14 protein-coding genes and 2 rRNA genes are annotated in these 12,929 nt (G+C 44.0%); all 16 read left to right on the forward strand.

The features are described 5' to 3' along the window. Positions 1 to 148 (forward strand): 23S ribosomal RNA (locus BUA83_RS11295); the annotation flags it as partial. A gap of 65 nt (positions 149 to 213) precedes the next feature. After that, positions 214 to 330, forward strand: a 5S ribosomal RNA gene (gene rrf, locus BUA83_RS11300). 486 nt (positions 331 to 816) lie between these two features. Beyond that, positions 817 to 1,686, forward strand: a complete 870-nt coding sequence (locus BUA83_RS11305) for a PHP domain-containing protein (protein ID WP_094756621.1) — start codon at positions 817 to 819, stop codon at positions 1,684 to 1,686. Then, positions 1,683 to 1,847 (forward strand): rubredoxin, encoded by a 165-nt coding sequence (locus BUA83_RS11310; protein WP_072936403.1) that lies wholly within the window; start codon positions 1,683 to 1,685, stop codon positions 1,845 to 1,847. Before BUA83_RS11305 ends, BUA83_RS11310 begins: the two co-directional genes overlap by 4 nt. A 110-nt stretch (positions 1,848 to 1,957) precedes the next feature. Further along, entirely contained in the window at positions 1,958 to 2,227 is a 270-nt protein-coding gene (locus tag BUA83_RS11315) for a hypothetical protein (protein ID WP_072936404.1), read from the forward strand. Then, positions 2,217 to 2,669 carry a tRNA adenosine(34) deaminase TadA gene (gene tadA / locus BUA83_RS11320; RefSeq protein ID WP_072936405.1) on the forward strand — a complete coding sequence of 151 codons (453 nt, stop codon included), beginning with the start codon at positions 2,217 to 2,219 and terminating at the stop codon, positions 2,667 to 2,669. The genes BUA83_RS11315 and tadA overlap by 11 nt, the downstream gene beginning before the upstream one ends. 167 nt (positions 2,670 to 2,836) lie before the next feature. Next, positions 2,837 to 3,874 (forward strand): rod shape-determining protein, encoded by a 1,038-nt coding sequence (locus BUA83_RS11325; protein ID WP_072936406.1) that lies wholly within the window; start codon positions 2,837 to 2,839, stop codon positions 3,872 to 3,874. Further along, positions 3,871 to 4,950 carry a rod shape-determining protein MreC gene (mreC, locus tag BUA83_RS11330; protein ID WP_200796071.1) on the forward strand — a complete coding sequence of 360 codons (1,080 nt, stop codon included), beginning with the start codon at positions 3,871 to 3,873 and terminating at the stop codon, positions 4,948 to 4,950. Before BUA83_RS11325 ends, mreC begins: the two co-directional genes overlap by 4 nt. After that, positions 4,947 to 5,444 (forward strand): rod shape-determining protein MreD, encoded by a 498-nt coding sequence (gene mreD, locus BUA83_RS11335; protein WP_072936408.1) that lies wholly within the window; start codon positions 4,947 to 4,949, stop codon positions 5,442 to 5,444. The genes mreC and mreD overlap by 4 nt, the downstream gene beginning before the upstream one ends. A gap of 75 nt (positions 5,445 to 5,519) precedes the next feature. Next, positions 5,520 to 7,301, forward strand: a complete 1,782-nt coding sequence (gene mrdA, locus BUA83_RS11340) for a penicillin-binding protein 2 (protein WP_072936409.1) — start codon at positions 5,520 to 5,522, stop codon at positions 7,299 to 7,301. A gap of 46 nt (positions 7,302 to 7,347) precedes the next feature. Further along, positions 7,348 to 8,031, forward strand: coding sequence for a septum site-determining protein MinC (minC, locus tag BUA83_RS11345; protein ID WP_072936410.1), 684 nt, complete (start codon positions 7,348 to 7,350; stop codon positions 8,029 to 8,031). 10 nt (positions 8,032 to 8,041) lie between these two features. Next, positions 8,042 to 8,827: a septum site-determining protein MinD gene (gene minD, locus BUA83_RS11350; RefSeq protein WP_072936411.1), complete on the forward strand. Its 786-nt coding sequence runs from the start codon at positions 8,042 to 8,044 to the stop codon at positions 8,825 to 8,827. Positions 8,828 to 8,844: 17 nt separating this feature from the next. Next, positions 8,845 to 9,126 (forward strand): cell division topological specificity factor MinE, encoded by a 282-nt coding sequence (gene minE, locus BUA83_RS11355; RefSeq protein ID WP_072936412.1) that lies wholly within the window; start codon positions 8,845 to 8,847, stop codon positions 9,124 to 9,126. Positions 9,127 to 9,241: 115 nt separating this feature from the next. Next, positions 9,242 to 10,348 (forward strand): rod shape-determining protein RodA, encoded by a 1,107-nt coding sequence (gene rodA / locus BUA83_RS11360; protein ID WP_072936413.1) that lies wholly within the window; start codon positions 9,242 to 9,244, stop codon positions 10,346 to 10,348. 21 nt (positions 10,349 to 10,369) lie between these two features. Continuing rightward, complete coding sequence (locus BUA83_RS11365) at positions 10,370 to 12,226, forward strand: TIGR03960 family B12-binding radical SAM protein (protein ID WP_072936414.1); 1,857 nt, start codon at positions 10,370 to 10,372, stop codon at positions 12,224 to 12,226. Next, positions 12,219 to 12,917 carry a TIGR03936 family radical SAM-associated protein gene (locus BUA83_RS12920; RefSeq protein ID WP_072936415.1) on the forward strand — a complete coding sequence of 233 codons (699 nt, stop codon included), beginning with the start codon at positions 12,219 to 12,221 and terminating at the stop codon, positions 12,915 to 12,917. Before BUA83_RS11365 ends, BUA83_RS12920 begins: the two co-directional genes overlap by 8 nt. The last annotated feature ends 12 nt before the right edge of the window (positions 12,918 to 12,929 follow it).

Raw genomic sequence — 12,929 nt, forward strand, 5'->3', positions numbered from 1 at the left:
CATCTAAGCGTGAAGCCTGCCTTAAGATGAGGTTTCTCACAGCACAAGCTGGTAAGGCACCTTGAAGACGACAAGGTTGATAGGTTGGGAGTGGAAGTCCCGTGAGGGATGGAGCGGACCAATACTAATATGCCGAGGGCTTGACTTACAAGACTAAAATGTTCGAATCTTCTTCTGTATAGTTTTGAGAGAGCAATCTCTTAACAAAATATATCCGGTGGTGATGCCTACGTGGTTCCACCTGTTCCCATTCCGAACACAGTAGTTAAGCACGTAAAGGCCGAAAGTACTTGGCTGGAGACGGCCCGGGAGGATAGGAAGCTGCCGGTTAAAATGAGCGATACACCTTTTGGTGTGTCGCTTATTTTATTTGCCTTCCCCTTTAGGGGGAGGGGGACCGCGTCAGCGGTGGAGGAGGTACACAGAGGCAAGTCACTATATATGTAGATAGTAGGCAATTTGGGGAACACCTCATCCGAGCCCTACGGGCCCACCTTCTCCTAAAGGAGAAGGCATGCAGGAGAGGAAGGAGCGCAGCGACGCACATCGACGTGCGAGTCGGCTATGCAGGCGTGAACGAAACATAAAGCTATAGAAGAATAAAATGCCAGCTGGATAGGAAGCTGCCGGTTAAAAGAAAAGACACGCCTTTGGGTGTGTCTTTTCTTTTATGTGTATGAGCGTCCTGTCCGACCGGGGCCCCCTACTTGTTGAAACGCTGACAGAGGAAGTTTTGCCCTTGGCAAAACCGGAACAAAGGCGTTATAATACTTCTAAAGAGTATGAAAACTCTATATGTTGATGGAAGGACAATCTATGGAAATAATTGATTTACATACACATTCTACTGTTTCGGACGGAACCTATACACCTTGTGGACTGGTTGAGCTTGCCTCCAAAAGAAATATCCGCGCTTTTGCTTTAACCGACCATGATAATGTAAGCGGTTTGGAAGAGGCAAAGAAAGCTGCCGATAAGGTTGGTATCGAGCTTATTCCTGGCATGGAAGTTACTATGAACTTTCATGGCAGAAAAATTCATGTTATTGCGTTAGGGTTTGCTGTTGATTCTCCGGATTTTCAGGAGCTGTACAGGAAAATTCGTATCAACAAGGAAGAGAAAATTGATAAACTCATTGAAGGTATTCAGCGGTGCGGGGTGCCTATTACGCTGGAGATGGTGCAGAAGCATTCCTCAGGACAGATGGATCAGTATACTGTTATGAGATGTCTTGTTTCGATGAAGATAGAGAAAAAGATTCAGCCGTTATGGGATAAATATATTGACCCGATTGCCGCGGATCTTGGAATGAATGAAAATGTTACCCCCGAAGAGGCGTTTCCGATTCTGCATAAAGCCGGAGCTGTTGTTTCTTTGGCACATTTTCATAAAAAAATCGGATTGAAGGATTTGTCCAGAGAGGCCCAGGCAGATGCGATTCGTGAGCTGCGCCATTTAGGTCTTGATGGAGTTGAAAGATGGTATCCTTCATATTCGGAGGATGACATGGTGTTCCTCCAGAGCATGATAGATGAACTTGGAATGTGTTCAACCGGGGGAACAGATTTTCATGGTCTTAACCGTTCGGGAGTGGAAATGGGAACCGGTATTAATGGGAATATTTCAATTCCCTATAGTGCATTAGAGGCTATTAACGAGTACAAAAGAATGGAGGGCTTGAAATGAAAAAATGGGTATGCGGCGTATGCGGATGGATTTACGATGAGTCTCTTGGTGATTCGGATTATGGTCTTGAGCCTGGAGTAGCTTTTAAGGATTTACCTGATGATTTCGTTTGTCCTTTGTGCGGTGTCGGAAAGGATCAGTTTGAAGAGCTGAATGAATAGTTTAAAGTCGTGCACCGTCGTGCACGACTTTATTTTTGCACGTTTAAGGGATTATTGATTTTTTTCGATAACAGTATTGAAAATATTTATTCTGTCGGGAGGTGTTGGTTATGGCTGAACGTATTGAAAAGATTTCAGCGTCTAAGAAGGTTACGTTTGATGTTGAACAATATGGCAGCAAACGTCGATTTGTTGATGACAACGGAGAGTCTTTCCGCCATGAACTAAAAAAGAATCTCGAAAAGAAGGATGACAAAGAGGAAAATAAGGACGAGGGGTCCGAGCCTTATGTCGTGAATATAAGCAGAGCAACACAATCTTTGTTTTATGAAGATGATTCTACGGTTAAGGAGATAATTAAGGAGATAAATGAGACCTGATTATAAATATATGGCTATGGCACTTGAAGAGGCTGAGTTGGCAATGGCTCAGGACGAAATCCCTGTAGGTGCTGTGCTGGTAGATTCAACCGGCCGTGTTTTGTCAAAAGGCCATAATGAGCGTGAGTCTTTGCATGACGCTACCGCACATGCAGAGATACAGGTAATTCGTGAGGCCGGGAAGATAATGGGAGACTGGCATCTTACCGGATGCACGTTGTATGTAACCTTGGAGCCATGTCCGATGTGTGCAGGAGCATTGATTATGGCTAAAATTTCCAGAGTCGTGTATGGCCTTCCTGATGCCAAGACCGGGGCCGTCGAGTCTATTTTTAATATACCGGGACATCCTGCGCTGCATCAAAATATTGAGGTAACGGCCGGAATTATGGAAGATGAGTGTCACGAAATTTTGATGCGTTTTTTTAAGAAAAGAAGATAAAAGCTGTAATCCTTTCATTTGGATTGCAGTTTTTTTGTGTATGATGTTCTACAAATTGAGACTTAATCAGAAGGCTTATTTTTATCCATTTATCTTCACTTACGGGAGAAGGTATGATAAAATAAACTAGCGAAAAGAGAGTAATAGGAAGGAGTTCTTACAAAAAAATGTGGAGTCTGTTTGGTGGTTTGTCTCGTGATATGGGAATTGATCTTGGTACGGCTAATACGCTTGTGCATGTTAAAGGAAAGGGTATTGTACTGCGTGAGCCGTCTGTAGTTGCTATAAAGGGTGATAATGGAGAGGTTTTGGCTGTTGGCGAAGATGCTAAGCGCATGATTGGCCGTACGCCGGGAAATATTGTTGCTATTCGTCCTATGAAGGATGGCGTTATAGCCGATTTTGATGTTACCCAGGCTATGCTTAAGTACTTCATCCGCAAAGCTATGAACACGAAATCCTTCATTCGTCCCCGTGTTGTTGTGGGTGTGCCTTCCGGTGTTACCGAGGTTGAAAAGCGTGCGGTTATTGACGCAGCGCAGCAGGCAGGAGCACGTGAGGCATATCTGATTGAAGAGCCGATGGCTGCTGCTATCGGTGCAGGTCTTCCGGTAGAGGATGCAACGGGAAGCATGGTTGTTGATATCGGCGGCGGTACAACTGAAATCGCGGTTATTTCTCTGGGTGGTATTGTTACCAGCCGTTCTATACGCATTGGCGGCGATGAGATGGATTCCGCTATCGTTCAGTATGTAAAGCGTATGTATAATCTTATGATAGGCGAACGTACTGCCGAAGAGGTCAAAATAACGATTGGTTCGGCTATTGTTACTCCTGAAGCTGATAAATCCATGGATATTCGCGGACGCGATTTGGTAAGTGGACTTCCAAAGACGTTGAATATCAAGGCTAGCGAAGTTCGTGATGCTTTGGACGAACCGATTTATAAGATTATTGATGCTGTAAAGGGTACACTCGAAAAGACCCCGCCTGAACTTGCTGCTGATGTCATGGATCATGGCATCATGATGACGGGCGGCGGTGCGCTTCTCACGAACCTTGACAAGCTTCTCAGCAAAGAGACAGGTATGCCTGTTCTTGTTTCGGAGGATGCATTGTCATGTGTAGGTGAGGGAACAGGCAAATCCCTGGAAAATATTGAACTCCTTAAACGTGTTGTAATGACGACGAAGAAGCTGAGATAATGGGAAAGATTAAACGCGAACAGGAATCTGGTCGTGTCGTTTGGATTCTGGTTTTTGTTGCGGCCAGTATTTTCATATTGATTTTCTTCGCTGCCAAAGGGCGGTTTAATGTCCCTGTTCATAATCAGACTGTAATGACGCTTTTAGCTCCGTTTCAAAGGGCTGCATCGTGGGCAGGTGACGGGATTCATGATGGACTGGCAGAGATTTGGGACATCCTTACTGTACAGAAGCAAAATAAAATGCTGAGAAATGAAGTTGAGCAGCTTCGGGTACAGAACGTCAAGGCTAATGAGTATGCCGCAGAAAATCAACGGCTGCGTGAACTTCTTGGGTATAAAAACGCGGCTGTTCAATTTGATCTTGTTGTTGCGCGTGTCATCGGACGAGAGTCAGCGACATGGACACGGATGATTGTGATTGACCGCGGTACACGGGACGGCGTTGAGAAAAATATGGCCGTTGTGACGTCACGCGGCCTGGTTGGGGTTGTTACTGAGGCAGGGCCGATATCATCGAAGGTAGAAATGATTCTTGATACGAGAGCTGCTGTCGGTGCATTGGTTCAGCGTTCACGTGTTGCGGGGATTATAGAAGGCAGTCCGGATAATGCAAGTCAGCCCAGGATGGTTAATATTCCAAGAAATGAGGATGTACAGGAAGGCGACATTGTTGTCACATCCGGTTTCGGCGGTGTATACCCCAAGGGAATTATGGTTGGAAAGATTGAGAGTGTCCATAATGATTCCGGAGGTCTTTTGAAGTACGCTGTTTTGGAGCCAGCTGTTGATTTTCAGCGGTTAGAAGATGTTGCTGTGATTGTTGCTTCAAGAGAAGCACCACCGGAACCGCTGGTTCCGCCGAAGCAGACTCCGGGGACTGAAACAAATGTCCAGGAGACCGTGGAGCAGGCCGATAGTGCTCCAACTACAGTTAATAATATCAGTCAGGATGTCCCTGCTTCTAATTCAGGGGCTGTTTCCTCCGGTTCACCGACTGTAAATCCTAATTCCGGGGTGAACGCTTCGGCCGGGGGCACCGGGAAGAATTCTACTGCGGGACGTGGAACAAGGTGACACGAAAATATATTCTGTGGGCTTTATTTGTTTTAGCATTATATGTTATTCAATCTTCACTTATGCCGTTTATTTCTATACATGGCATAAGTGCTGATTTGCTTTTGTTATTTGTTGTTTCTGTGTCCTTTCAAAAGGGAAGCAGGAATGGTTCCCTGGTCGGATTCCTTTCAGGCTTGCTGCAGGATTTGGCAACGGGTACTTTTTTTGGAATAAATATCTTTATTAAGATGATTGTGGGGTATGTGTGCGGAAGATTTTCCAAGCAGGTATTCAAGGAGCAGTTTTTTCTGATGATAGCTGCTGTCGTTTTTGCGAGCGCATTCAATTATGTTATTTATGCGTCCTTTATGTTTATGCTTGGATACAGCTTTAATTTGCTTCTTCAGTTTAATTCCGTGTTTATGCCTATGATGTTTTATAATGTTGTGTTTTCTCTGCCGGTTCACATTGGTGTATGTAAAATGTGTGAACGGCTTCAAGAGGATAAGTAAGAAAAGCACAAGATGTCCTTTTGTGGATGTCTTGTGCTTTGTGTAGTCATGTAAAGTTTTTCGGGAGCGATTTTTTTGGTTGTCAATGAGTATGAAAACCGTTTGAGAATATTAGGCTGTCTTGTAATTCTTATCATAGTGATTCTGGTTGCTCGGGTAGGATATTTACAGGTCTATGATGGGGAAAAATATGCCCGGCTTGCAGATGGTAATCGTATAAGATTGATTCCTACTATGGCTCCGCGAGGAACATTTTATGATCGTAATGGCAATAATATCGTTACGAACCGCCCCGGATTTACTGTTTCTTTGCTTCCTCTTACGGGGCCGATATCTCCTGATGTTATTTCAAGGCTGTCCAGCCTGCTTAATATCTCAGAGGAAGAAATAAAGAGCAAAATCGAATCACATGTTGGATTTGAACCGATTAGAATTAAGAATGATGTCGGTCCGGAAATAAGGACAATTATTGCCGAGCAAAAAAATTTATATCCGGGAGTCGTCATTGAGGTTCAGGCTGTACGTGATTATCTCTATAAGGAACGTGGTGCTCATGTTCTTGGATATGTCAGCGAAATCAGCGATTCGGAGCTTGAAAGCAAGAAGGAGCAGGGCTATAAGACAGGAGATATTATAGGAAAGTTTGGGCTTGAGAAGATATATGACCAGCAGCTTCGCGGGTCTAACGGCGGACGTCAGGTCGAGGTTGATGTTACAGGCAAGCCTGTGCAGATTCTTGGACGGAAGGACGCAATAGCAGGAAATGACCTCATTTTAACGATTGATTGGAAGCTGCAGCTTGCGGCTGAGCAGGCTGTTGATGCACAATTAAAGTTGATTGGAGCACACGCTGCGGCTGCCGTTGTCATGAATCCGCAGACAGGTGAAGTTTTGGCTTTGGTAAGCCGTCCTGCCTTTGATCCGAATTTGTTTGTTCACGGAATTTCTGAGAAGGATTGGAAAACAATAAATGACAATCCGTATTTTCCGTTGGATAATAAAGCTATTACCGGTGAATATCCGCCGGGTTCTACATTCAAAATTGTAACGGGTACTGCTGCACTGACGGAGGGTGTAATAACACCTTATGAACAGATTTTTGACAGTGGTACTTACTGGTTGGGTGAAAAAGGAAATGCTGACGGTGAGGCTCTTGGCTGGCTGAATTTTTCTCAGGCATTGGCCCATTCCGATAATGTGTATTTCTATGAGCTTGGATACAGGCTGGGTGTGGACCGCCTTGAGCATTATGCCCGCATGTTCGGTCTTGGAGCAAAAACCGGAATAAATCTTCCTTTTGAATCAGAGGGACTTGTAGCAAACAAAGCATACAAGGAGAAGGTTTTTGAGGAAGACTGGTATATTTCAGAGACTCTTGATGCCGCGATAGGACAGGGCTTCAACCTTGTTACACCGCTTCAGGCGGCCATGGTCATGGGCGAAATCGCTGCTGATGGACGGCGGTATCAGCCGTATCTTGTTCAGCGTATTGTTGGACCGGACGGTAAAACCATACAGGAATTTCAGCCTAAGCTTTTATCAACGCTTGAGGTTCCGAGTGATGTAATCCGTGAAGTGCAGAATGGTCTCCGTGATGTTACCAAAATCGGTACGGCGGCATCAATCTTCGGGCCTAATTTTCCAATTGATTTAGCCGGTAAAACAGGAACCGCAGAAAATCCGCAGGGAAAAGATCATGGTTGGTTTGTTGCATATGGACCGTTTCAAAATCCAAATATCGTGATTGCGGTTATTGTGGAAAACGGCGGATATGGTTCACAATCAGCTGTTCCGATAGGAAAGAAGATTATTGAGGCTGCCTTTGGATTAAATAATCCGGTGACGATGCCAAAATAAATGGATATGTGTTGTTTTGAAACAAATTATGTTAGGCGGGGGATTTATGGGTGACGAGGTTTTTAAGTTAAAAGGCAATCAGACAGGCTTACAGCTTGTTTTTGCCCCCGGTATTGCTTTTGAAACACTGCGAAATGAAATTCAGAAGCGTTTGGAATCGGGCTCGCAGTTTTTTAAGCGCGGAACTGTGATACAATTAGTACCGGATCAGCTTTCAAAGGAAAATGAAGAAAGCTTGAGAAAGTTGTTTCACCAGTACGGCGTACTATTCAGGGTTGAGCCGATTGAAGATGTATCAAAGGCACGGCGGCCGATACCTAAGCAGAAGGCACCTGAAACAAATATTCCGGCGGCACAGGCTGCTGCAAAAGAGAGTCCTGCTGAACCAAAGCCTGCTGAAGAACACAGGATGATGGTAATCAATCGGACTGTCAGAAGCGGACAGGAGATACAAACGCAGGGAAGTGTATTGATTTGCGGTAATGTAAATCCCGGGGCAGAGATTATTGCAGGCGGAAGTATTGATATCAGGGGAACCTGCAGAGGTATTGTTCATGCCGGAGCGTATGGGGACCGTAATTCTTTTATAATAGCGGATTGTCTGATGCCCGTTCAAATCCGTATAGCTGATTTGATAGCGCAGGCTCCGGATTCGATAGAAAAACCGGCTTATGCTGAAAAAGCATCTGTTAAAAATAATCAAATAATAATCGAGCCGATAGAAAGGTAGGAACAGGGATATGGGTGAAGTAATTGTTATTACGTCCGGTAAAGGCGGAGTCGGAAAATCAACAACAACAGCCAGCTTGGGTGTAGGCCTGGCAATGCGTGGCAAAAAGGTTGCTTTGATTGATACAGATACAGGGCTTAGAAACCTTGATATTCTGCTCGGCCTTGAACGCCGTATCGTTTATACTTTGGTAGATGTTGCGCAAAAACGTGTAAATTACGGACAGGCATTGGTTCGTCATAAGAAATATTCCAATCTGTTCCTTCTGCCGACCTCCCAGGTTGCTGATAAAACAGCGATTGAGCCTGAACAAATGAAGCAGCTTGTGGATACTATGCGGAATGAGTTCGATTTTATTTTGATTGACTGTCCGGCCGGAATAGAACAGGGCTTCCAGACAGCTGTCATCGGAGCTGATTGGGCTGTCGTTGTAACTATTCCTGAGGTTTCAGCTGTTCGTGATGCTGATAAAATTATTGGAAGGCTGCAGGCAGTCAACAAGGATATAAAGCTTATTGTTAACCGTATTGATCCTCAGATGGTCAAAGCAGGAACTATGCTCGATATGACATCAATAGATGACATTTTATCGCTGCCATGCATCGGACAGATTCCTGATGACCGTGAAGTCATCAATGCGTCAAATCAGGGTATTCCAATCATTGAGTGGAGTAACACAGCGGCCGGAAGAGCCTATAATGATGTTGTCGGACGTATCTGCGGAGAGGACATTCCGTTCAAACCTTTTGAAACAGAAGGCTTCTTTGCACGTCTTAAACATGTGTTTGGGCACTAAGGAGGGAGTGTCGGACTATGAGTATTTGGGATAAGCTTTTTGGCAGTTCAAACAACCGTTCTTCGAAGCAGATTGCTCACGACAGATTGAAAGTTGTTTTGATTCATGATCGTGCAAATGTTTCTCCTGATGTTATGGAGCATATAAAGAACGATATCATAGAAGTTATTTCGCATTATATGGATATTGATAAAAATGCAATGGAGATAGCGCTGGAGAATGATGCTGATTCTGTTGCGTTGGTAGCAAATATTCCTGTAAATAATATGCGGCATGATGCAGGGGTAAGGCGTCGATAATTTTAGATTAAATGATTGGTGAACGCTTCTGGCTTGCCGGAAGCGTTGTTCTTTATATGCCTTCATGTTATTATGTTTTTAAATTGGGTGTCTTTCAGGGAGGCTTGTTGGGTTCATGAATAAGCGGTTGCTTAGACGAACAGATTTTACATTGATTTTTGCTGTGGGTGCGATTATCATACTGAGCTTGGTGATTATCGGAAGCGCAACCCACATTAATGAGGCAGCATCAGGACAGCGTTTTGCATTTGTAGAACGTCAGGGTTTTTTTGCTGTTTTAAATATTGCACTGGCGGCTTTTTTTATGAATTTTGATTATAAAATGCTGCAGCGGTACGGAAACCGATTGTATATATTCAATCTTATCCTTTTGATTGCGGTAATGCTTATTGGTCATTCGGCTCTTGGAGCACAGAGATGGATACAGATTGGACCTGTTACATTGCAGCCTTCCGAGTTTGCAAAGCTCATTATGATAGTATCCCTGGCCTCGATGCTTGAGGATAAGGTGGGTAAGCTGAACACCCTGCATGATTTGCTGCCTATAGCTCTGTATGTAGGCATTCCATTTATTTTGGTTCTAAAACAGCCTGATTTGGGAACTTCATTGGTTTTCATTGCTATCTTCATTGGCATGATTTTTGCCTGTGGGGTTAATTTGAAGCTGCTTGGCGGTTTGTTTGCCGCAGGCGTGGCATGTGCTCCGATTTTATGGCATTTTTTGAAGGATTATCAAAAAATGCGTATTATGGTTTTTTTGGATCCTAATGTAGATCCCCTTGGTTCGGGATATCATATTATCCAATCAAAAATTGCTATCGGTTCGGGTATGCTTTTCGGCAAGGGGCTTTTTGGAGGAACACAAAGCCAATTGAATTTCCTGCCGGAGAATCATACTGATTTTATTTTTGCTGTTGTTGGTGAAGAGCTGGGATTTCTTGGGGCAGCAGTTCTTTTACTGCTGTATCTTGTTGTTTTGTGGCGCGGTATCATGATTGCACGTGATGCCAGTGATACCTTCGGTATGCTTCTGGCTGTCGGAATAACTTCAATGCTGGCATTTCATGTGCTTGTCAACATAGGAATGACAACCGGTATAATGCCTGTTACTGGAATACCGCTTCCGCTGATGAGCTATGGCGTAAGCTCACTTACAACCAATATTATGTCAATTGCTATTTTGCTGAACATTCATATGAAAAAACAGAAATTATTATTTTAAAGCTCGGAGGATTTAAGTTTTATGGTTCGTATTACATCTGATATACTTCAGTCCGTTGTAAAACCGGCACGATATACAGGTAATGAATGGAATTCTGTACACAAAAAGTGGGAGGATGTTTCTTGTCATTTTGCACTTTCTATGCCTGATGTATATGAGGTCGGAATGTCAAATCTTGGGTTAAAAATCCTGTATGAGATTTTAAATAACCGTGAAGATACATGGGCTGAACGTGTATATGCTCCTTGGATTGATATGGAAGAGGAGATGCGCAGCCGTAATATACCTCTTTATTCTCTTGAGTCATTTACTGAACTGAATAAATTCGATTTTATTGGCTTTTCTTTGCAGTTTGAGATGTGTTTTACAACTGTGCTAAACATGCTTGATTTATCGGGTATAAATGTTTGGGCGAAGGACCGTGGGGACGATGAGCCTTTTATTATTGGCGGCGGTCCGTGCGTTTATAATGTTGAACCGGTAGCAGACTTTTTTGATTTATTTCTTATAGGAGAAGCGGAAGAGGCACTTCCTGAGCTGGTAGAAGTATTCTGCGAATGGAAAAAGGAAGGCCGTCCGAATGGCCGGGGAGAATTTTTGAAGCGTGCAGCCCGTGTGAGAGGCATTTATGTCCCGAGCTTGTATGTTCCTCAGTATGATGAAAAGGGAATGTATACGGGACTTCAAACAATTGGCGAAGATACACCGCCGGTAATTTACAAGCGTATCATACAGGATATGGACAGTGTTGCGACGATGGAACGCCCGATTGTACCTTATATCGATATTGTTCATAATCGTATTATGCTTGAGCTGTTCAGGGGATGTTCACGGGGCTGCCGGTTCTGTCAGGCCGGGGTTGCATACCGTCCGGTGCGTGAGCGGACAGAGTCACGGCTGCGTGAGCTGGCACGTAAAATGATTGATGTGACAGGATATGATGAAATTTCGTTGACTTCATTAAGCTCAGCGGATTATTCCTGCCTTGGCGGACTTGTTGACAATCTCATGAATGATTTCAGCTGTGAAAAGGTCGGTTTTACGCTGCCATCGTTGAGAATAGACAGCTTTTCAATTGATTTGGCTGATAAAATGCAGCAAATCCGGAAAAGCGGCCTTACTTTTGCACCTGAGGCCGGAACACAGAGAATGCGTGATGTTATAAATAAGGGTGTCACAGAGGAAGATTTGCTTAAGGCGACAGGCGCGGCCTTTAAGAAGGGCTGGAAAACAGTAAAGCTCTATTTCATGATAGGACTTCCGACGGAGACTGATGAGGACGTTATCGGTATAGCTGAGTTGGCACAAAAGGTTGTCAATCATTATAAAGAAACAACAGGAAGAAAGGATGTAAAGGTCACGATAAGTGTCTCATGCTTTGTTCCTAAAGCATTTACTGCATTTCAATGGTTTGGACAAAATACTTTGGAAGAATTTTCAAGGAAGCAGATGCTTATCAAAGAGCATATAAAGGACCGTTCCATCCATTATAATTATCATGACGCTCATGTCAGTCTGCTTGAAGGTGTGTTGGCAAGAGGCGACCGCAGATTGTCAGGGGTTATTTATTCTGCATGGAAAAATGGGTCCAGGTTTGACGGATGGACGGACCAATTTGATGAAAGCCGCTGGACAAGGGCTTTCGAGGAAAATAATATAGATCCGGCACAATACAACATCCGTGAGCGTGCTTTTGATGAGGTATTCCCCTGGGAACACACAACTCCGGGAGTAAGCAGGGCCTTTTTAAAGCATGAATACGAGAAGGCTGTTGCCGAGTCGCTGACAAAGGACTGCAGACGCGGAGACTGTACAGGCTGCGGAATTTGTCAAAAGCTTGGCGTAAATATTGTTGACTGGGGGAAAGAACGTGCCTGAGGTAGTTTCTTATACATATCGTGCGGAATTGACCAAGGATGCGCAATTGCGCTTCATTTCACATCTCGATTATGCTGCACTTGTAGAACGTGCAATCTGCCGTGCAAAGCTTCCGGTTGTGTATTCTGAAGGCTTCAATCCACATATGAAGCTTTCTTTTGCATCAGCATTAGCGTTGGGTGTCACAAGTGAAAGCGAATATATGGAATTTATACTTTCCAAGGATTTGTGTCAGCCGGAGGTGTTTGACAAGCTCAGTTCTCAGCTTCCTGACGGTGTCAGACTGAAGGCCCTGAAGAAAATTGAGGGAAAGCACAAGGCATTGATGGCATTGGCTGATGAGGCAAGGTACAGGATTTCTTTTTCGACTGCCAATCCGCTGAGTGAATGGGAAACGGCGGTTTCTGAATTTAATAATGCGGAGAGCTGCTTTTTCCAAAGGAAGACGCCGAAAAAGACACGTGATATTGAAATAAAGCAATACATGATAGGCCAGCTTGAAATTGAAGCAAATGATGGACTGATTGAATTGTCTGCTTCGGTAAAGATTACTCAGCAGGGAAGCGTTAAACCGGCTGAGATACTTGAGTATTTGCGGAAAAGCAGCGGTAGTGAATACGATATTTCGAATGTTGAAATCCGACGGACAGCGCTTTTATGCGGCGGCAGAAATTTGATGGATGTAATGTGATTGGAGGCGATA

Source organism: Schwartzia succinivorans DSM 10502, assembly GCF_900129225.1.
GTDB classification, from domain to species: domain Bacteria; phylum Bacillota; class Negativicutes; order Selenomonadales; family Selenomonadaceae; genus Schwartzia; species Schwartzia succinivorans.